Origin of the sequence: Bradyrhizobium sp. YCK136 (genome assembly GCF_044570075.1) — a bacterium.
Classification (GTDB): Bacteria; Pseudomonadota; Alphaproteobacteria; order Rhizobiales; family Xanthobacteraceae; genus Bradyrhizobium; species Bradyrhizobium diazoefficiens.
In genome coordinates this window covers 2,710,164-2,728,420 of record NZ_CP172424.1, presented here as the reverse complement: position 1 = coordinate 2,728,420, position 18,257 = coordinate 2,710,164, and the positions used below count along the sequence as shown (strand labels likewise).

Sequence of the window (18,257 nt, the reverse complement as noted above, 5' to 3'; positions counted from 1 at the left end):
TAAGTGCCACTGGAGTTAGGGCATGACGATTCAAACTGTCTCGACCAATAAATCCTACGGCGGCGTGCAGGGCGTGTACCGCCATGCGAGCCAGGCGACCGGAACCGACATGGTGTTCTCGGTCTACGTTCCCCCGCATGCTGACGGCGCAAAGCTTCCCGTGGTCTGGTATCTGTCGGGTCTCACCTGCACGCATGCCAACGTCACCGAGAAGGGCGAATTCCGCAAGGCCTGTGCCGAGCTCGGCCTGATCTTCGTCGCGCCCGACACCTCACCGCGCGGGCCGGACGTGCCGGGCGATCCCAACAATGCCTATGATTTCGGCCTCGGGGCCGGCTTCTATGTCGACGCGACGCAGGAGCCGTTCGCGCGCAACTACCGCATGTGGAGCTATGTCACCGACGAGCTGCCGAAGCTGGTCGCCGAGAACTTTCCGGTCGATCCCAGGCGGCAGTCGGTGATGGGCCATTCGATGGGCGGCCACGGCGCGCTGACGGTGGCGCTGCGCAACCCGCACCGCTATCGCGCCGCGAGCGCGTTCGCGCCGATCGTGGCGCCGTCGCAGGTGCCCTGGGGCATCAAGGCCCTGACCGGCTATCTCGGGCCCAACAAGGACAACTGGCGCAGCCACGACACCGTGGCGCTGATCGAGGACGGCGCGAAATATTCGGGCTTCCTGGTCGACGTCGGCGATGCCGACAACTTCCTGAAGGAGCAGCTCAAGCCGGAGCTGCTGCAAGCCGCCTGCACGAAAGCGAGCATCCCGCTGACGCTGCGGCGGCAGGCGGGCTACGACCACAGCTATTATTTCATCTCGACGTTCATGGGCGATCATCTCAACTGGCATGCGGAGAGATTGAAGGGGTGAGCTCGCTCTCTCCTCCCCCTCTCCCCGTACTTACGGGGAGAGGGGGAGGAGAGAGGGGCTGCTTCGGCAGAGACGGTGAGAATTGTACTTGTGGAGACTCCCCCTCACCCGGAATTTGCTGGCGCAAATTCCGGCCTCTCCCCGCAAGCGGGGGAGTGGCGAAGATCTCACGGCTTGCCGTAATTCGGCGCCAGCAACCGGTTGCGGATCAGATAGCTCATCGTGCGGGTCCAGGATTCGTCGGTGTTGCCGCGCATGTCGGCGCTCGCCACCGTGATCATGGTGCCGGTCCTCACGTCGCGCAGGTAGATGTTGAGGTTGATGATCAGGTTCGAGACCTTCTGCACCATGCCGGTGATCTCCAGGTCGGCACCCAGCTGCCCGGCAAGCTTGAGGTCGCAGCCGCCGCAGGCCTGCAGCTTGGCGTGACGGGCGGCGTCCCTGACCGGCGCGATGTCGAGCACCTGGAACCGGCCTGAATCAGCCAGCTCCTTCCGCAGCTGCTCGCTGATGTGATCCAGCCGTACCAGCTCGGGCTTGGAGCCGTAGAACTCGCCGGGCAGGCTGGTGTCGATCAGCTCGAAGTCGAACACGGCGAGCTTCGGCGGATCGGCGAGCGCGACTGAGCCCGTCAACAGCAAAGCCGCGAAACATAGCAGCGCTCGCATGATCGTGATTCCGCCGCTTCGCGTCGCGAGGACGAAATGCGGGGTTGCATGCCCTGACAAATCGGTCATGCTTTAACAGAGACAATTCTCCATCGGCGGTCAAGCCGGGGAGAACGCCTGGAGGAAACATGATCCGATGGTTGGTCGGCCTGATCGGCTTAGGTCTTGCTGCGACGAGCGCGTTCGCGGCCGACCCTGTCATGATCGGCGTCGGCTATCTCGGACTCGCCGGCACCAGATCGACGCTGTCGCTGGTCGAGCAGCCCGCGGAGAATGACGGCGTCGCCGGCGCACGCCTCGCCATCGAGGACAACAACACCACCGGAAAATTCCTGGGCCAGCGCTTTGCGCTGGAGGAGCGCCGCATCAGGGAAGGCGAGGACGCGGTGCAGGCCGCGACCGCGCTCGCCAAGAAGAACGGCTTCATCATCGCCGATCTGCCGGCGGATGCGCTGCTGAAAGTGGCCGACGCCCTGCGCGAGCGCGGCACGCTGCTGTTCAACGCCGGGGCGATCGACGAGCGGCTGCGCGAGGCCGATTGCCGCGCCAATGTCATCCACACCGCGCCGACGCGCGCGATGCTGGCAGACGCGCTCGGCCAGTATCTGGTGTGGAAGCAGTGGAAGCGCTGGCTGCTCGTGGTCGGCTCGCATGACGAGGACAAGCTGTTCGCCGATGCGCTGAGGCGCACGGCCACACGATTCGGCGCCAAGATCGTGCAGGAGCGCACCTTTGAAGACGCCGGCGGAGCGCGCCGCACCGACTCGGGCGTGACGCTGATCCAGCGCCAGATGCCGGTGTTCACGCAGCAGGCCCCTAGCTACGATGTGCTGGTCGCCGCCGACGAGAGCGAGGTGTTCGGCGCCTATCTGCCCTACCGCACCTGGGATCCGCGGCCCGTCGCCGGCTCGGCGGGCCTCGTGCCGCGCAGCTGGGACGCCGCGCAGGACCAGTGGGGCGCAATCCAGATGCAGAACCGCTTCATCAAGCTGAACTCGCGGCGGATGACGGCGCTCGACATGCAGGCGTGGACGGCTGTGCGGATGATCGGCGAAGCCACCTCGCGCACCAATTCCGGCGATGTGAAAAAGGTCGCAGATTTCATCAAGGGGCCGGATTTTTCCGTCGCCGCCTTCAAGGGCACGCGGCTGACGCTGCGCGACTGGAATCTCCAGCTGCGCCAGCCGATCCTGCTGGTCGACGGCCGCATGGTGGTATCGGTGTCGCCGCAGGAAGGTTTTCTGCACCAGGTCTCCGAGCTCGATACGCTCGGCTACGACCGTCCGGAGAGCAAATGCAAATTGAAATGAGGACGCAGATGTCGCGCATGTGGCGTGTTGGGCTTCTCTCCGGACTGGCGCTCATGACCGCGCCCGCGCACGCCTACATCGCCTATGTCTCGAACGAGAAGAGCAACACGGTCTCGGTGATCGACACCGACAGCTGGACGGTGACCAAGACCATCAAGGTCGGCCAGCGCCCGCGCGGCATCGACTTCACGCGCGACGGCAAGTTCGTGATGGTCGCGGTCGGCGACGACGACACCATCCAGGTGATCGACGCCAAGACGCAAAGCGTGGTGGACAGCCTGCCCTCCGGCCCCGATCCCGAATTGTTCGCCCAGGATGCCGCCGGCAAGATCCTCTATGTCGCCAACGAGAACGACAACACGGTGACCGTGATCGATCTCGAGAAGCGCGCCCGCCTCGGCGACATCCAGGTCGGCGTCGAGCCCGAGGGCATGACCATCAGCCCCGACGGCAAGACGCTGATCAACACGTCCGAGACGACCAACATGGCGCATTTCATCGACACCGCCTCGCGCCAGATCGTCGCCAACGTGCTGGTCGACGCGCGGCCGCGCTTTGCCGAGTTCAAGCACGACGCTTCTGAATTGTGGGTGTCCTCGGAGATCGGCGGTACGGTCTCGATTATCGATCCCGGGAAGCACGAGGTGATCGGCAAGGTCACGTTCGAGATTCCGGGCCTGCGGAAAGAGGCCATCCAGCCAGTCGGCATCGGCATGACCAGGGACGACAAGACCGCCTTCGTCGCGCTCGGCCCCGCCAACCGTATCGCCGTGGTCGATGTCGCGACGCGGAAGGTGACGAAATACCTGCTGGTCGGGCAGCGGGTCTGGCACATGGCGTTCACGCCGGACGAAAAATACCTGCTCACCACCAACGGCGTGTCGAACGATGTTTCCGTGATCGACGTCGCCGCGCAGAAGGTGATCAAGACCATTCAGGTGGGCGAACTGCCCTGGGGCATCGCGATCGCGCCATGACCAGTCCCGCCTCCATCGCCGAGCCGCGCGACAGCGCGCCGAAGCTAGATCCGGCGGCGGTGCCGGCGCTGTCGATCGACGGCGTCAGCCATGCCTACGGCCCGCGCCGGGCGTTGATGGACGTCTCCTTCAACGTGCAGCCCGCGAGCTTCACCGCATTGCTCGGCCTCAACGGCGCCGGCAAGAGCACGCTGTTCTCGCTCATCACGCGGCTGTTCGGCATCCAGTCCGGCCGCGTCGGCATCTTCGGTCATGACGTCAGCAAGAGCCCCGGCGAGGCGCTGCGGCTGCTCGGCGTCGTGTTCCAGCCGCGCACGCTCGATCTCGACCTGTCGCTGACGCAGAACCTGCTCTATCACGCCGCGCTGCACGGCATCAGCCGCCGCGAGGCGGCCGCGCGCAGCGCCGAGCTGCTCGGCCGCATCGGCCTCTCCGAGCGCGCCGGCAGCAAGGTGCGCGATCTCTCCGGCGGCCAGATGCGGCGGCTGGAGATCGCACGCGCGCTGCTGCACCGGCCGCGCCTGTTGCTGCTGGACGAGCCGACCGTCGGCCTCGACGTCAAGGCGCGCGCCGATATCACCAGCCACGTTCGCCAGCTCGTCACCGAGCAAGGCATCGGCGTGCTCTGGGCCACGCATCTGTTCGACGAGATCATGGCCGGGGACGACCTCGTGGTGCTGCACCAGGGCAAGGTGCTGGCGCAGGGGCCGATGAGCCGCGTCGTCACCGAAGCCGGCGCACAGGACGTCAACACCGCCTTCATGCGCCTGACCGGCGCGCAAGTAGTGCCGGGAGGCGGCGTATGAGCAGCATCACCACGCGCGAGGCACCGCGCGGCTTCTCGTTCCAGGAGTACATGACTTGCCTCACCGGCATCGTCTGGCGCGAGGGGCTGCGCTTCCTGCATCAGCGCGAACGCTTCGTCTCGGCGCTGGTGCGCCCCCTGGTGTGGCTCTTCATCTTCGCGGCCGGCTTCCGCCAGGTGCTCGGCATCTCCATCATCCCGCCCTACGAGACCTACATCCTCTATGAGGTCTATATCGCGCCGGGGCTGATGGCGATGATCCAGCTCTTCAACGGCATGCAGTCCTCGCTCTCGATGGTCTATGACCGCGAGATGGGCAATATGCGCACGCTGCTGGTGAGTCCGCTGCCGCGCGGCTTCCTGCTGTTCTGCAAGCTGCTGGCGGGCACCGCGGTGTCGCTGCTCCAGGTCTATGCGTTCCTCTTGATCGCCTGGTTCTGGGACATCACGCCGCCATCATCCGGCTACCTCACCGTGCTGCCCGCGCTGATCCTGTCCGGATTGATGCTGGGTTCGCTCGGCATGCTGATCTCGTCCGGCATCAAGCAGCTGGAAAACTTCGCCGGCGTGATGAACTTCGTGATCTTCCCGATGTTCTTCGCCTCCTCCGCACTCTACCCGCTCTGGCGGGTGCAGGAGGGCAGCCCTTATCTGTACTATCTCTGTGAGGCCAATCCGTTCACCCACGCGGTCGAGCTGATCCGTTTTGCGCTCTACGGGCAAATCAACTGGATCTCGCTGGCGGTGGTCGCGACCTGCACAATCGTCTTCATGATCGGCGCGATTCTGGCCTATGATCCCTCGCGCGGGCTGGCGCGACGGGGCCCCGCGGGAGGCGAAGGATGAAGGTTCGGACCGTGACCATGGCCGTTCTGGCGCTCGCCGCCGCGAGCACGGCCGCGCGCGCGGCCGATCCGCGCTATCCGGACTGGCCCTGCACCCAGGCGAAAGTGCCGGAGATCTCGCTCGCCGCCGTCTGGGCCGGCCCGGCGCTCGACGATGTCCAGACGAAGTGGAAGGACGATGCCAGGATCAGCGCGCTGGTCTCAAAACTGTCGGCGCGCAAGACGCCGCTGGACGAGGCCGAGAAATCGGTGAAGGAATTCCTGGCCGGCTCCGCCGCTGACAAGACCGCGAACGCAAAGCTCCTCTTCGCCGGCCTGTTCGACACCCTCAACGCCCAGCGCTCGCAGGTCATGAACGGGCTCGAACGGGTCAGCCGCAAGCAGCGCGACGCCGCCGACAAGATCCGCGACGAGACAATTCAGCTCCAGGCACTCCAGGGCGCGACACCGCGCGACGAGGCCAAGGTCGAGGCGCTCAGCAACGAGCTGGTCTGGAAGACCCGCATTTTCGAGGACCGCCACAAGGTGGTGCGGTTCGTCTGCGAGGTTCCGACCGCGATCGACCAGCGCCTGTTCGCGCTCGGCCGTGTGATCCAGCAGGAAATGGAATAGCGTCAACCTCGCTGACGGCTCCGCAGAAGCTCCCGCGATCTCATTGCGACTATTAACCTTTGCCGCGCTATCTGCCGGAACCAAATCGCTCTAGGATGTCTTGTCGATGTGAATCTCGAAATGCCCGGAGGCCTCGATGGGAACCACCAGATTCATCCTCGCAGGCGCTGCGGTCCTCAGCGTGCTCGCATCCAGCGCTTTTGCTGACGACATGACCGGAATGGTCACCAGGATCGACCGTCTCAACGGCACGATCTCGATCCAGCAGACGCAGAAGGGAACGGTCGGCGGGAGCGCAGGCGGCGCCGGCATGCTCCAGGAGTACAAGGCCAAGGATGCCGCGATGCTGGATGCCGTCCATGCCGGCGACAGGGTGAACTACTCTGCGACCGACAATAACGGCACGGGGACGCTGACCAAGCTGCAGAAGCAGTAGGCCTCCATGGCGTCATGGCCGGGCTAGTCCCGGCCATCCGCGCCTCGCCCACAGCGCGAAGAACGTGGATGCCCGGGACATAGGCGAGCGAAGCGACGCCGTCCTTCGGACGGCTATGCCCGGGCATGACGGTTACTATTGATCCGGCCGCGGCTCCGGCTGCCCTTCGTCGGTCGGCAATGCCGCGCGCTCCCAGCCGTCGGTGCCATCAGGATACCAGGCGATGTTGGAATAGCCGTAAGCCAATGCACGCCTGGCGGCGTTCCAGGACATCCAGCAGTCGGCCAGGCAATAGATCACCAGCAGCGCGGCCTTGTCGCCGCGCGACGCTTGCGCGAGGCCACGCTGCAAATAATCGTCCATGGCTGGCGGCAAATTTCCGTAGCCGGTATCCGGCAGCCACAGGCTGCCGGGAATGCTTCTGCGCGGCGCATCGCGCCAGACCGTACCTTGGGGAAGATTTTTCGGCTTCGGCGCGCGCGGCATCACGTCAATGAACGCGCCGCTCTTATCCCGCCAGATCGCCTCCGCTTCGGCTGTGGTGAGCACGCGCGCGCCGGCAAGCGTCGCCGGCACCGGCGCGCGGTAATTGTCGGTGCGGTAGCCCTCAGGCTCGAACGGCTCCTGCTGTTGCGCCAATGCCGGCGCCGCCAGAACGGCGGCGACCAGTGCAGCGGCAACGCGCCGCCTCATGGCGCCTTCTTGGCCGTCTCCGCGCCGAGCGGCCGGTCGCTCTCGTCCAGCAAGGGAACGCCGAAGTCGAGCAGGATCTTGTTGATCTCGCCCTGGTTCTCCTGGATCAGCTTGTTGAGCTGCCGCTTCCAGTTCTGGTCGGCGGGACGCACGCCCATGCCGATGCGATAGACCAGCTTCGGACCGGTGGTTTCCTTCACCAGCGGCGTGACATGGAGCGAGCCGGCTTTCTTGGCATAGAAGCCGGCCATCGGTCCCCACAGCACGCCGGCGTCGATCTTGCCGGCCGAGAGGTCGTCGATCATCGCCTGCGCGGAATTGTCGAAGCGCGTGTCGATCATCAGCGGATAGGGCTTGGCGTCGCCCATCAGGCCTGCGATCGCCATATTGGTTGCCGGCGGCGTGCCGGCGACGATGCCGACGTGCTTGCCCTTGAGCCTGGTATCTTCGAGCGTGTCGACGTCTTCGAGCCCGCTGCCGGCCTTTGCGACCAACGCATAGGTCGTGCGGTAATAGGGATTGGTGCCCTGCACGAGGTCGTCGCCTTGCGGGAAACCCATGATGACGTCGCAGCGATGTGCGCCCAGCGTCATCCGGACGAAGCCTGTCGCCTGCGGGAAGAACACGTAGTCGAGCTTCTTGCCGAGCTTGTCGGCGAACAGCTCGGCGAGCTTGTTCTCGAACCCCTCGCCCTTCTCGTTGGAGAACGGCAGATTGCGCGGATCGGCGCAGACGCGCAGCACCTTCGGGTCGACCAGCTCGAACGAGAGGTCTCCGGTCTCGCTGGTCTGCGCCATGGCGACGCCGCCCAGCGCGCAGGACACAACCAGGCCCCACAGCAAGAACAACCCGCGACGATGTCGTCCGGCCTCCGTCATCGCGCTTCCTCCTCGTTTTGTTTGAATGTTATCCATGCAACGCATGACGCGCCATGTTTTGCCAAACCTTGCGCTGGCTTCCCTTTGTTGCAGTGCAATGCAACAAACCCTTTGAACTGGGGCGGAAAAGTGTCTCACATCGCTTCAATGATCGCTGCCCTGACCCTGCTCGGGATAGCGACGCTAGCACGCACTGATGCAGGCGAATTGCCTGTAAGCGAAGTCGCGCCGGGAATCTTCGTACACTCCGGGACCATTGCCCTGATGACGCGCGAGAACGAGGGCGACATCGCCAATGTCGGCTTCATCGTGGGCACTGACGCGGTCGCCGTGATCGACACCGGCGGCAGCTTGCGCGAGGGCGAGGCGCTGTTGGCGGCCGTGCGGGCCCGCACTGAGAAGCCGATCCGCTACGTCATCAACACCCACGGCCATCCCGACCATGTCTTCGGCAATGCAGCCTTCGTTGCGGAAGGAACCAGCTTCGTCGGCCACAACAGGCTGCCGCAGGCACTGGCGACGCGCGGACCCTACTATCTCGACAATTTCCGTCGCATCATGGGCGGCGAGCTGATCGATCCCGTGAAGATCGTACCGCCCACCCTACTCGTTTCGGACACGATGACGCTCGATCCTGGATCGCGCCGCCTGACCTTGCGGGCCTGGCCGGCCGCGCACAGCGACAATGACCTGACGGTGTTCGACGAGACGACCAAGACGCTGTTCGCGGGCGACCTCGTCTTTCTCCGCCACATTCCGGTCATGGACGGCAGCATTCGCGGCTGGCTTGCCCTGCTTAGGGAGCTTGAAGCGGTTCCGGCAATTCGCATCATTCCCGGTCACGGCCCCGTGAGCGAGTGGCCTGCGGCGCTGGCCGACGAACGACGTTATCTCACGACGATGCTGTCCGACGTCCGCACACTCAACAAGAAGGGCGCGCCGATCCGAACCGCCGCGGACAAGGCCGCTGAATCGGAACGGTCGCACTGGCAACTGTTCGAGGATTACAATGCCCGCAACGCAACCGCAGCATTTTCGGAAATTGAATGGGAGTAGCGGGCGCGCTACGCTATGCAGGGATGAGCTTCGCGGACCCTGACTGCTTCGTCCGCACGGGACCATGACCATGACGGGATGCATACGCCGCCTGCCCCTGATCGCCCTCCTCCTCGGCGTCGCCTTTGCCGCGCCGACGCAGGCCGAAGAGACCTACGATCCCTGGCCGGGCCTGGTGCAGGACATCTTCAGCAACCGTCCAATGAACGACGGCGCCAACGTGATCGGCATCGAGATGCCGTATCGCGCCGAGGACGCGGCCATCGTGCCGGTGACCCTGCGCAGCAAGCTCTCGCCGGGCGATGCCCGCCGTATCCGTTCGATCACGCTGGTCATCGACCGCAATCCGGCGCCAATGGCGGCGAAATTCGAGCTCGGGCCGGATGCCAATGTCGGCGAGATCTCCACGCGCGTGCGCGTCAACAACTACACCGACGTCCACGCGGTGGCCGAGCTCGGCGACGGCCAGCTCTATGTTTCCAAGACCTATGTGAAGGCCTCCGGCGGCTGCTCCGCGCCGGCGGGAAAGAATGTCGAGGAAGCCAAGAACCGGCTCGGCCAGATGCGCTATCGGCAATTCGCTCGCGAGGACGCGCCGGCGAGCCGCGTCCGCGAGGCGCAGATCATGATCGGCCATCCCAACAATTCCGGCCTGCAAATGGACCAGGTCACGCAGCTCTATATTCCCGCCTTCTTCATCAACCAGTTGAAGCTGACGCAGGACGACAGCCCCGTGCTGTCAATGGAAGGCGGCATCTCGATCTCCGAAGATCCCAATCTGCGCTTCACCTATGTCTCCAACGGCGCCAGGCGTTTCCGCGCGGAAGCGAAGGACACGGATGGACATGTGTTCCGCAATGAGTGGGATGTGGAGAAGCCGGGGACTTGATAGTCTCGCCGTCATTCCGGGGCGGTCCGCGGGACCGAACTATGGTGCGCGATCGCGCACCTGAGAATCTCGAGATTCCGGGTTCGATGCTTCGCATCGCCCCGGAATGACGGTGTTAGATCAGAAACACCTCACCTCGGCCTCGGCCTGCGCCCGCCTCAAATCATTCACCGCCGAGTTCGCCTGCTCCGACGTGCGAAACTGGACGCCGAGATTGCCGCGCACCTGGGACATGCTGAGCGCGGTCTCGGCGGTGACGTAGCGCTCGTAGGTGACGATCGAGGCCACCACGTCGATCGAGCAGGAACATTGCTCGATCGCGGCCCGTGTCTCGCCATTGGCCTTCATACAGCCATAGACATATTCCGCGCGCGCCGCCGTCGGATAGTCGTTGGCCTCCTGCGCGCACGCCGTGGACACGGTCGCCGCCAGCACCGCCAATGCGGCGACAATCGGTCGTAGCTGTCCCGCCAGATTCATGAGCGTCCTCCCGCTGGTTGCGATGAAAGCTATGCTATGCGTATTGTCCTGAAAAGCACTCCCTTCGAGGAAACGGCTCACAAGGTGATGAGAGCACTTGGTCGGACATTGGCGCTCGCGGTGACGCTGGCGCTGACACAGGTCGCAAGCGTCCGCGCCGCGGATACCATCCGCCTTGCGGTGCAGAAGACCGGAACATTCTCCTGGGAGCTGGCCGCGATCCGGGCCGGCGGCCTCGACAAGGAAGCCGACCTGTCGCTGGAGGCCACCGAGCTTGCGAGCCCCGAAGCCGGCAAGATCGCGCTGCGTGCGGGCAGCGCCGACATCATCCTCTCGGACTGGCTGTGGGTGTCGCGCGAGCGGGCCCTCGGCGCCAAGCTCACCTTCTACCCCTATTCCAGCGCACTTGGCGCGGTAATGGTGCCCGCGGCCTCGCCGATCAAGACGCTCGCCGACCTCAAGGGCCGCAAGCTCGCCGTCGGCGGCGGCGCGATCGACAAGAGCTGGCTGCTGCTGCAGGCGCGGATGAAGCAGGACGGCATCGACCTGAAGTCCGACGCGACCATCGTCTATGGCGCGCCGCCCTTGATCGCCGCCAAGGCGCTTGACGGCGAAATGGATGCCAGCCTCAATTTCTGGAATTTCTGCGCCCAGCTCGAGGCCAAGGGCTTTCGCCGCCTCGCCGGCATCGAGGACATCCTGCCGAAGTTGGGGGCCAAGGGCGCGGTCTCCGCGGTCGGTTATGTCTTCGACGAGGGCTGGGCCGCAAGCCACCGCGATGCGGTGGCGCGTTTCATTGCGATGACCCGCAAGGCCAAGCAGCTGCTGGTCACCTCCGACGCCGCCTGGGAGAAGATCGCGCCGCTCACCGGCACGAGCGATGCCGTCATGCTCAAGACCTACCGTGACCGTTATCGCGACGGCATTCCGCGCCGGAGCATCGCCGACGAGGAGGCCGATGCGCGCGTGCTCTATCGCGTGCTGGCCGAGACCGGCGGCCGCGACCTGGTCGGGCCGGCGGCCGAGCTCGACCCCGGCACCTTCTATCACGCAGTCCCCGGAGACTGAGGTGCTGCGTCTGCTCTCGTTTTCCCTGTTCCTCGCGACCTGGTGGCTTGCGGCGCTGTTCGTCGGCGGCGCAAAGCTGCCCTCCCCGCCTGCCGTGCTCACCGTCATCATCGCGGAAGCGTCGAGCGGCGCGCTGTTCCTGCATCTTGGCGCCACGCTGGCGCGCGTCGCGCTCGCCTTCGTGCTGGCGATGTCGCTCGGCAGCGCCATCGGCTACCTGATGGGACGGGTGAAGCTCGCCGACCGGCTCGGCGATCCCTGGCTGATCCTGCTGCTCAACCTGCCTGCGCTGGTCGTGATCGTGCTCGCCTATATCTGGGCCGGCCTGACCGAGGCGGCGGCGATCGCCGCGATCGCCATCAACAAGCTGCCGACCGCCATCGTCACCTTGCGCGAGGGCACGCGCGCGCTCGACCGTTCGCTGGACGAGATGGCGAGCGTGTTCGCGATGCCGCGCTGGCGTGCCTTCCGCCATGTCGTGCTGCCGCAGCTTGCGCCCTATATCGCGGCCTCGGCGCGCTCCGGATTGTCGCTGGTGTGGAAGATCGTGCTGGTCGCCGAACTCCTGGGACGGCCGAACGGTGTCGGCTTCGAGATCGGCGTCGCGTTCCAGCTGTTCGACACACCGCGGCTACTCGCCTACTCCCTGACATTCGCCGCCGTCGTGCTCGTGATCGAGACCGTGCTGGTGCAGCCGTTCGAGGCCCGTGCAACAAGGTGGCGGCCCCGTGCGGCTTGAAGTCGATATCACAGGCAAGACGTTCAGGAGTGCCGCGGGCGAAACGCACGAGGTGCTGGCGCCGGTCAAGTTCGCGGTTCAATCCGGCGAGGTCGGCGTGCTGATCGGTCCCTCCGGCTGCGGCAAGAGCACGATGCTGCGTATCATCCTCGGGCTCGACCGCGATTTCCACGGGACCGTCGCGCGTCCGCCGGAAGCGCGGATCGGTATGGTGTTCCAGGAGCCGCGGCTGCTGCCGTGGCGCTCGGTCGAGCAGAATGTGCGGCTTGCGGCTCCAGACATCTCCGAGGCGAAGCTGTCGGAGCTGTTCAGGATCCTGGAACTGGAAGCGCATCGCAGCCACTTTCCCGGCGAATTGTCGCTGGGTCTTGCCCGGCGCGTCGCTCTGGCCCGCGCCTTCGCAGTCGAGCCCGATCTGCTCGTGCTCGACGAACCCCTCGCCTCGCTCGACGACGCGCTCGCGGGGCGCCTGCGCGACGAGATCGCGACGCTGGTCGCAAGCCGCCCCGTGATGACGCTGCTCGTCACCCACAGCCTCGACGATGCGGTCCGCCTCGGCGACCGCCTGTTCTTCCTGTCGCCGCAGCCGGCGCGCATTCTGGCAGAGGTGCCCATCAGCATCCCGCGTGGGGCACGCGGCGACGCAGAGATAGTCACGATCAAGGCGGGCCTCGTGGCGAGGATCCAAGGCGAACATGGCGGCGAACGCGCCGGGCGTGATGCCTCATAGCCAGCCACGCAACGCGCGTGCTAAACAGGGCCGGTAGCGGAGCCTGATGATGAAGCGAATGGTCGCCCTCATGACGCTTGGCCTCGCTCTCGTCGCGACCATGGCGAGCGCGCAGGACATGATGCGTGACGTCGACCTCACGTCACCCGCGATGATCTCCGCGGAAATGAGCCGGCAGGAGGTCGAGGCCATCCTGGCCAAAGCGAGCGCCGGGGCGCCGGCCGATTTCACCGGCAAGCGGTTGTCGGGGCTCGATCTCTCGGGTCTCGACCTTTCCACGGTGATTCTCCGTGCGGCACGCCTCAACAAGACAAAACTCGCCGGTGCCCGTCTTGATCATGCGATCCTCGATCAGGCGTGGCTGCTGGACGCCGATCTCGCGGGCGCGAGCCTGAAGGGCGCCAACCTGTTCGCCTCGCAGATGGCGCGCGCGCGTCTGGACGGCGCGGACCTGACCGGTGCTCGCATCGCGGCCGACCTCACCGGCGCAAGCCTGGTCGGCGCCTCGATTGCGGATGCGCATCTTGGCGCCGATATGCGCAACCAGTCGATGGGACTCATGCGCGCCGTGCTGCGATCCGCCAATCTGGAACGGCTGAACGCGCGCAACGCCGACCTGTCGCGCGTCGATCTTGAATTTGCCTCCCTCAAGGGAGCCGACCTGACCGGTGCGTCGCTCAAAAATGCTCAGCTCGGCGGCGCCGACCTGACCGGAGCTACCGTCACTGACGCCGATTTCGAGGGCGCTGATCTTACCTCAGCGAAGTTGATCGCGCCGATCGGCCTTGACCGCGCCCGGAATTTCGACAAGGCAAAGAACCGCGAGCGCCTGATCAGGGAATAAAGGCGCGCCTTTGGGAGGATCGGTTGATGCGTTGGTTTCTGGCTTTGATCGCCTTGTTGACGTTTGCCGGCGAAACCGCCGCCCAGAGCAAGGGCAAGGGCATCCGGCTCTGGAACCTGACGACGGAGACGATCTCCGGCTTCCAGCTCTCGCCCGCCGGCAAGACCGAGTGGGGACCGAACCAGTGCCTGAACGACAAGGACAAGGAGGTAGACCACGACGAGCGGCTGCGCATCACCGGCGTCGAGCCCGGCCGCTACGACGCCAAGGTCAGCTATCCCAACGCGCGGCAGTGCGTCGTCCGCGACATCGAGATCAAGGCCGACGCGGTGTTCTCGATCGCCGACAAGGATCTGAAGGACTGCACGAAATAGGACGGCCGCGTCACGCCTTGTCGTTCGCGTGCGGATATTCGCAGCGCCACCGTACCGCCTGCCACTTCGGATGGTCGCCAACCCATTGCGCGATATAGGGTGGCGCCGCCATCGCGCATTGCCGCGGCGACCCCGCATAGTTGAACACCAGATGCTGTTCCTCGCAGGTCGCAGGCGACAGCACCGCACACACAGTCACCACCAGGTCGATCGGGTTCATGCCGGAATCCTCACGCAAGGGCGATCAAGGTTTAGCACGAAAGGCTACGTTCCGAGGAGCCGGAAGTTTCAATCCGCCGTGAGGGTTGGCCGGAACAGCCGATCTCTCTGCTGCGCGAGGTCCTAACATGCGAGGCTAGAACTTGAGACCTTGACGCTTCCACATCGTCATGGCCAGGCTTGTCCCGGCCATCCACGCCTTGCTCCGCGGTACAGAGAACGTGGATGCCCGGGACAAGCTCGGGCATGACGACCCTGCATTAGAAATTAACGCCGAACACCAGCCGCGCCTGATGGCGCTCGAAATTGACGAGGTCGAGATTGGCGCCCGATCCGGCCGGGCGGCCCCAGGCCTGCATGCTCCAACTCAGGGTGAGGCGCGAGCGCTCGGAGAGCTGGAAATAGGCGGTCGGGCCGACGAACAGGGCCTGGCCCGAGAATTCGCCGAGGCCGATGCCCTCGTATTGCCGGAAGTAGCGCAGCTCGCCGCCGAGCAACATGTTGGGCCGCACCCGCACGAGGCCGGCGAAGGCCGCGCCGATCGTGGAGCTTTTCTCCGACAGCCCCGCCACATCGAAGCGCGCCCATTCCGGCTGATAAATCAGGTTGAGGGCGCCGATGGCAAAGTTCGGGATCAGCTCGCGATCGAAGGCGAGCGTGAACTCGGTGCCGTACATCCGCCCCTTGGCGCCGCTGGTCTCGTCGATGCGATCGCCGTGGAGCTCGGCGGCAACGGTCAGGCCAAACGGCGCGCGCTCGCGGTCGAGCAGGCGATAGCGCAGGTCGAGCGAGGCGCCCTGGAAATTGAACTGACGGCGATCGTCGATATCGGGGACGCCGGTGATGTCGTGCAGGCTGGCAGTGGCGCCGAGTTCGATACGGAAGTTCGGGAGCGGCACCACCTCGATCTCGACCTCCTGCGCGAGGGCGCGATAGGTGCCGCCGCCCTTGCCGAACCGCCCCGTGGTCTGGCTCTGGAATTCGCGCTCGCCGGGATTTCCGACATCGGTGCCGATCATGAAGCCGAAGATGTGCTCGGTATCAAAGCCCTCCTCGGCGTGCACGCAGGTCGGTGCAAGCGCGAATGTGCAGGCAGCCATGATCCAGAAGGTTTGAGCTCTCGCGCGCATCCCGAACACTACCACGGCTTCGACGGCGTTTGCCATCGAAGCCGCGGCAGGTTCGTCAGCCTTACTTGCGCGAAGCGCAGGCGTACATGTTGATTTCCATGCCGACCGGCACTTCCACGATCTTCGGAGCTTTCCAAGCCATCCGGGGTCTCCCAAGGTATTGAGCGCGACATCGCGCGAGGCAAAACCTAGGGCTGCGTCAGGCGCAGCGCAAGTCTGGAATCGGAGCGCAAACACAGCGAACCGTCGCATATCGCTTGCGAATTTCCCTCTCGGGCAAACCGTCTTCGCTCCCAGTCAAGCGCGGCTGCTTTCACCGCAACAAGCGCAGCAGCGCGCGGCCGGCGCGCGAGTTCAACTCCTTCGCATCCAGCGTGCCGTCCTTGTCCGGATTCGCAGCGTTGAAGCGCTGCTCCACCACAGCGAGATATTCGTCGAGCGTGAGAGTCCCGTCGCGGTCGGGGTCGGGATCGAGCTTGGCGAACAGCGCCGTAGCCGCCTTCTTCACCTCGGCAAGGTCGAGCGTGCCGTCATTGTCGGTATCAAACATCTTGACGGCATTGCCGGAGGCCGACCAGGCCGGACCGGACAGCAATGCAACCGTGAGCGCAAGCGCAACAGAGCGGCGTGACATCATGAAAACCTCCCTCACCAAGAGCTCCGATTCGAGCCGGATCGAAACGACATAAGTCCACAAGCGAGGCCCGGTTCAAGTCTGGAATTGCAAGTATCGCGCCGCACAACTCGCGGAACCCGCCGGCCCGCGCGCGGCGGCCCCGCGCTGGCATTGCCTCATGCCGTGGAATTTTTTCAGCGCCTGCGCACAAGTGAGAGTCGGTCGTCAGGTTGCCGTAAGGTAACTGACATCTGCGTCCAACATATCGGCATGACGCTTACGACTTTCGTATTGACGCGTTTTGCATTCGGGCGGAGTGTTGCTGTCGCAGCGTCAAAAGGCGCGCATATTTGGAGGAACGGATGAAACGCTTTGCGATGGCCGCGAGCCTCGTCATGCTTGCATCAACGTATGCAAACGCCCAGACCACCGAGCAACTGGTCAAGGGTGCGACCGATACATCGAACGTTCTCAACTACGGGATGGGCTACAATCTCCAGCGCTTCTCGACCCTGAACCAGATCAACAAGGACACGGTGAAAAACCTCGTCCCGGTCTGGAACTACTCCTTCAATGACGATCGCAGCGAGGAATCGCAGCCGCTGGTGTACCAGGGCGTGATCTACGTGACCTCGCACAACGCGACCATGGCGGTCGACGCCAAGACCGGCAAGCAGATCTGGAAATCCAAGATCGAGTATCCCGCCGAGACGCCGCGCATCGTCTGCTGCGGCATCATCAACCGCGGCGCCGCGCTCTACGACGGCAAGGTGTTCCGTACCACCCTCGACGCCAACGTGATCGCGCTCGACGCCAAGGACGGCAAGGAGCTTTGGCGGCAGAAGGCGGCCGACATCAAGGAAGGCTATTCGATGACGGTGGCACCGCTGGTCGCCGACGGCGTCGTCATCACCGGCATCTCCGGCGCCGAGTTCGGCACCCGCGGCTTCATCGACGGCTGGGATCCGGCGACGGGCAAGCATCTCTGGCGCACCCATTCGATCCCCTCTCCCGACGAGCCCGGTGGCGACACCTGGAAGCTCGGCGGCGGCTCGACCTGGATCACCGGCTCCTACGATCCCGAGCTGAACACGGTCTATTGGGGCATCGGCAATCCCGGCCCGTTCAACTCGGCGGTGCGCCCCGGCGACAACCTCTACACCTGCTCCGTGCTGGCGATGGATCCCAAGACCGGCAAGATCAAGTGGCACTACCAGTTCTCGCCGAATAATCCGTTCGACTATGACAGCGTGGCCGAGATGGTCCTCGCCGACATGAACGTCGAGGGCAAGCCGACCAAGGTGCTGATGGATGCCAACCGCAACGGCTTCTTCTACGTGCTCGACCGCACCAACGGAAAGCTGCTCGCGGCCAATCCCTACGTGAAGGTGAACTGGGCGACCGGCGTCGACATGAAGACGGGCCGCCCGATCGAGACCGACGTTTCGAAGGACGCCCGCGAGGGCAAGAAGGTCACGGTCTATCCGTCGATCCTCGGCGGCAAGAACTGGGAGCCGATGTCGTTCAATCCGCAGACCGGATTGGCCTACGCCAACACGCTCGCCTTCGGGGGCAAGTACAAGGCCGAACCGGTCACCTTCAAGCAGGGCGAATGGTATCTCGGCATGGACCTCACCGATCCCTGGGAATTCGGCGACGGCGCGCGGGGCCATCTGAAGGCGATCGATCCGATGACCGGCAAGGCGAAGTGGGAGGCGCCCGCCGACATCCCGCGCTTCTCCGGCGTGCTGTCGACCGCGGGCGGCGTCGTGTTCACGGGCGCGCTGACCGGCGAGTTCGAGGCCTTCGATGCCGACACCGGCAAGAAGCTCTGGCAGTTCCAGACCGGCTCCGGCATCGAGGGACAACCGGTGACGTGGCAGCAGGATGGCGTGCAGTACATCGCCGTCACCAGCGGCTATGGCGGCGTCTACTCGCTGTTCTCCGGCGACGAGCGGCTCGCCAAGGTGCCGCCCGGCGGCTCGCTGTGGGTCTTTGCGGTCAAGCAATAGCCCCGGCA

General features: G+C 64.9%; 23 protein-coding genes. 15 read left to right on the top strand and 8 right to left on the bottom strand.

Annotated features, from left to right (window positions below):
• Window positions 1-22: 22 nt before the first annotated feature.
• Complete coding sequence (fghA, locus tag ACFLEY_RS12785; protein WP_060908394.1) at window positions 23-868, top strand: S-formylglutathione hydrolase; 846 nt, start codon at window positions 23-25, stop codon at window positions 866-868.
• A 167-nt stretch (window positions 869-1,035) separates the two neighbouring features.
• Here fghA and ACFLEY_RS12780 read toward each other — a convergent pair whose 3' ends face one another.
• Window positions 1,036-1,605 carry a DUF3280 domain-containing protein gene (locus tag ACFLEY_RS12780; RefSeq protein ID WP_082755320.1) on the bottom strand — a complete coding sequence of 190 codons (570 nt, stop codon included), beginning with the start codon at window positions 1,603-1,605 and terminating at the stop codon, window positions 1,036-1,038.
• A 59-nt stretch (window positions 1,606-1,664) separates the two neighbouring features.
• On the opposite strand from ACFLEY_RS12780, the gene ACFLEY_RS12775 reads away from it, so the two are divergent.
• The 6 genes from ACFLEY_RS12775 to ACFLEY_RS12750 all read left to right on the top strand — a co-directional run bounded on the left by ACFLEY_RS12775 (window position 1,665) and on the right by ACFLEY_RS12750 (window position 6,521).
• Window positions 1,665-2,846, top strand: a complete 1,182-nt coding sequence (locus ACFLEY_RS12775; protein ID WP_060908395.1) for an ABC transporter substrate-binding protein — start codon at window positions 1,665-1,667, stop codon at window positions 2,844-2,846.
• A gap of 8 nt (window positions 2,847-2,854) precedes the next feature.
• Complete coding sequence (locus ACFLEY_RS12770) at window positions 2,855-3,823, top strand: YVTN family beta-propeller repeat protein (protein ID WP_028174379.1); 969 nt, start codon at window positions 2,855-2,857, stop codon at window positions 3,821-3,823.
• Window positions 3,820-4,629 carry an ABC transporter ATP-binding protein gene (locus ACFLEY_RS12765; protein ID WP_396604659.1) on the top strand — a complete coding sequence of 270 codons (810 nt, stop codon included), beginning with the start codon at window positions 3,820-3,822 and terminating at the stop codon, window positions 4,627-4,629. The genes ACFLEY_RS12770 and ACFLEY_RS12765 overlap by 4 nt, the downstream gene beginning before the upstream one ends.
• Entirely contained in the window at window positions 4,626-5,474 is an 849-nt protein-coding gene (locus ACFLEY_RS12760; RefSeq protein WP_028174377.1) for an ABC transporter permease, read from the top strand. Before ACFLEY_RS12765 ends, ACFLEY_RS12760 begins: the two co-directional genes overlap by 4 nt.
• The gene (locus ACFLEY_RS12755) at window positions 5,471-6,085 is read left to right on the top strand and encodes a hypothetical protein (protein WP_011088932.1); all 615 of its coding nucleotides are present in this window, start codon (window positions 5,471-5,473) and stop codon (window positions 6,083-6,085) included. The genes ACFLEY_RS12760 and ACFLEY_RS12755 overlap by 4 nt, the downstream gene beginning before the upstream one ends.
• Window positions 6,086-6,221: 136 nt before the next feature.
• The gene (locus ACFLEY_RS12750) at window positions 6,222-6,521 is read left to right on the top strand and encodes a copper-binding protein (protein ID WP_011088933.1); all 300 of its coding nucleotides are present in this window, start codon (window positions 6,222-6,224) and stop codon (window positions 6,519-6,521) included.
• Between the two features lie 135 nt (window positions 6,522-6,656).
• On the opposite strand, the gene ACFLEY_RS12745 is transcribed toward ACFLEY_RS12750, so the two are convergent.
• Window positions 6,657-7,214 carry a PQQ-dependent catabolism-associated CXXCW motif protein gene (locus ACFLEY_RS12745; protein WP_060908397.1) on the bottom strand — a complete coding sequence of 186 codons (558 nt, stop codon included), beginning with the start codon at window positions 7,212-7,214 and terminating at the stop codon, window positions 6,657-6,659.
• Window positions 7,211-8,092 (bottom strand): substrate-binding domain-containing protein, encoded by an 882-nt coding sequence (locus ACFLEY_RS12740; protein WP_060908398.1) that lies wholly within the window; start codon window positions 8,090-8,092, stop codon window positions 7,211-7,213. Before ACFLEY_RS12740 ends, ACFLEY_RS12745 begins: the two co-directional genes overlap by 4 nt.
• Window positions 8,093-8,221: 129 nt before the next feature.
• On the opposite strand from ACFLEY_RS12740, the gene ACFLEY_RS12735 reads away from it, so the two are divergent.
• Both ACFLEY_RS12735 and ACFLEY_RS12730 read left to right on the top strand, forming a co-directional pair.
• Window positions 8,222-9,148 carry a quinoprotein relay system zinc metallohydrolase 2 gene (locus tag ACFLEY_RS12735; protein ID WP_060908399.1) on the top strand — a complete coding sequence of 309 codons (927 nt, stop codon included), beginning with the start codon at window positions 8,222-8,224 and terminating at the stop codon, window positions 9,146-9,148.
• A gap of 70 nt (window positions 9,149-9,218) precedes the next feature.
• The gene (locus tag ACFLEY_RS12730; protein ID WP_211433430.1) at window positions 9,219-10,037 is read left to right on the top strand and encodes a quinoprotein dehydrogenase-associated SoxYZ-like carrier; all 819 of its coding nucleotides are present in this window, start codon (window positions 9,219-9,221) and stop codon (window positions 10,035-10,037) included.
• 120 nt (window positions 10,038-10,157) lie between these two features.
• On the opposite strand, the gene ACFLEY_RS12725 is transcribed toward ACFLEY_RS12730, so the two are convergent.
• The gene (locus tag ACFLEY_RS12725) at window positions 10,158-10,517 is read right to left on the bottom strand and encodes a hypothetical protein (RefSeq protein WP_038966733.1); all 360 of its coding nucleotides are present in this window, start codon (window positions 10,515-10,517) and stop codon (window positions 10,158-10,160) included.
• An 87-nt stretch (window positions 10,518-10,604) separates the two neighbouring features.
• Here ACFLEY_RS12725 and ACFLEY_RS12720 point away from each other — a divergent pair, with 87 nt between their 5' ends.
• From ACFLEY_RS12720 to ACFLEY_RS12700, 5 genes are read left to right on the top strand one after another with little or no spacing between them, the layout of a single operon-like run.
• A complete protein-coding gene (locus ACFLEY_RS12720; protein WP_060912639.1) occupies window positions 10,605-11,585 on the top strand; it encodes an ABC transporter substrate-binding protein in 981 nt (326 codons plus the stop codon).
• Window position 11,586: 1 nt separating this feature from the next.
• On the top strand, window positions 11,587-12,324 hold the full coding sequence (locus ACFLEY_RS12715; RefSeq protein WP_011088940.1) for an ABC transporter permease: 738 nt from the start codon (window positions 11,587-11,589) through the stop codon (window positions 12,322-12,324).
• A complete protein-coding gene (locus tag ACFLEY_RS12710) occupies window positions 12,314-13,054 on the top strand; it encodes an ABC transporter ATP-binding protein (RefSeq protein ID WP_060908400.1) in 741 nt (246 codons plus the stop codon). Before ACFLEY_RS12715 ends, ACFLEY_RS12710 begins: the two co-directional genes overlap by 11 nt.
• Window positions 13,055-13,100: 46 nt before the next feature.
• Window positions 13,101-13,898 (top strand): pentapeptide repeat-containing protein, encoded by a 798-nt coding sequence (locus ACFLEY_RS12705; RefSeq protein WP_060908401.1) that lies wholly within the window; start codon window positions 13,101-13,103, stop codon window positions 13,896-13,898.
• Between the two features lie 26 nt (window positions 13,899-13,924).
• Window positions 13,925-14,272 (top strand): hypothetical protein, encoded by a 348-nt coding sequence (locus tag ACFLEY_RS12700; protein WP_011088943.1) that lies wholly within the window; start codon window positions 13,925-13,927, stop codon window positions 14,270-14,272.
• Between the two features lie 10 nt (window positions 14,273-14,282).
• Here ACFLEY_RS12700 and ACFLEY_RS12695 read toward each other — a convergent pair whose 3' ends face one another.
• The 4 genes from ACFLEY_RS12695 to ACFLEY_RS12680 all read right to left on the bottom strand — a co-directional run bounded on the left by ACFLEY_RS12695 (window position 14,283) and on the right by ACFLEY_RS12680 (window position 16,258).
• Window positions 14,283-14,492, bottom strand: coding sequence for a hypothetical protein (locus ACFLEY_RS12695; protein WP_011088944.1), 210 nt, complete (start codon window positions 14,490-14,492; stop codon window positions 14,283-14,285).
• 259 nt (window positions 14,493-14,751) lie between these two features.
• Window positions 14,752-15,657, bottom strand: a complete 906-nt coding sequence (locus ACFLEY_RS12690) for a hypothetical protein (protein ID WP_038966738.1) — start codon at window positions 15,655-15,657, stop codon at window positions 14,752-14,754.
• Window positions 15,658-15,682: 25 nt separating this feature from the next.
• On the bottom strand, window positions 15,683-15,763 hold the full coding sequence (gene pqqA / locus ACFLEY_RS12685; protein WP_008562446.1) for a pyrroloquinoline quinone precursor peptide PqqA: 81 nt from the start codon (window positions 15,761-15,763) through the stop codon (window positions 15,683-15,685).
• 171 nt (window positions 15,764-15,934) lie between these two features.
• Window positions 15,935-16,258: an EF-hand domain-containing protein gene (locus ACFLEY_RS12680; protein ID WP_060912640.1), complete on the bottom strand. Its 324-nt coding sequence runs from the start codon at window positions 16,256-16,258 to the stop codon at window positions 15,935-15,937.
• A 341-nt stretch (window positions 16,259-16,599) separates the two neighbouring features.
• Between ACFLEY_RS12680 and ACFLEY_RS12675 the strand changes: the two genes are divergently transcribed.
• Window positions 16,600-18,249 carry a methanol/ethanol family PQQ-dependent dehydrogenase gene (locus ACFLEY_RS12675; RefSeq protein ID WP_060908402.1) on the top strand — a complete coding sequence of 550 codons (1,650 nt, stop codon included), beginning with the start codon at window positions 16,600-16,602 and terminating at the stop codon, window positions 18,247-18,249.
• Window positions 18,250-18,257 lie beyond the last annotated feature (8 nt).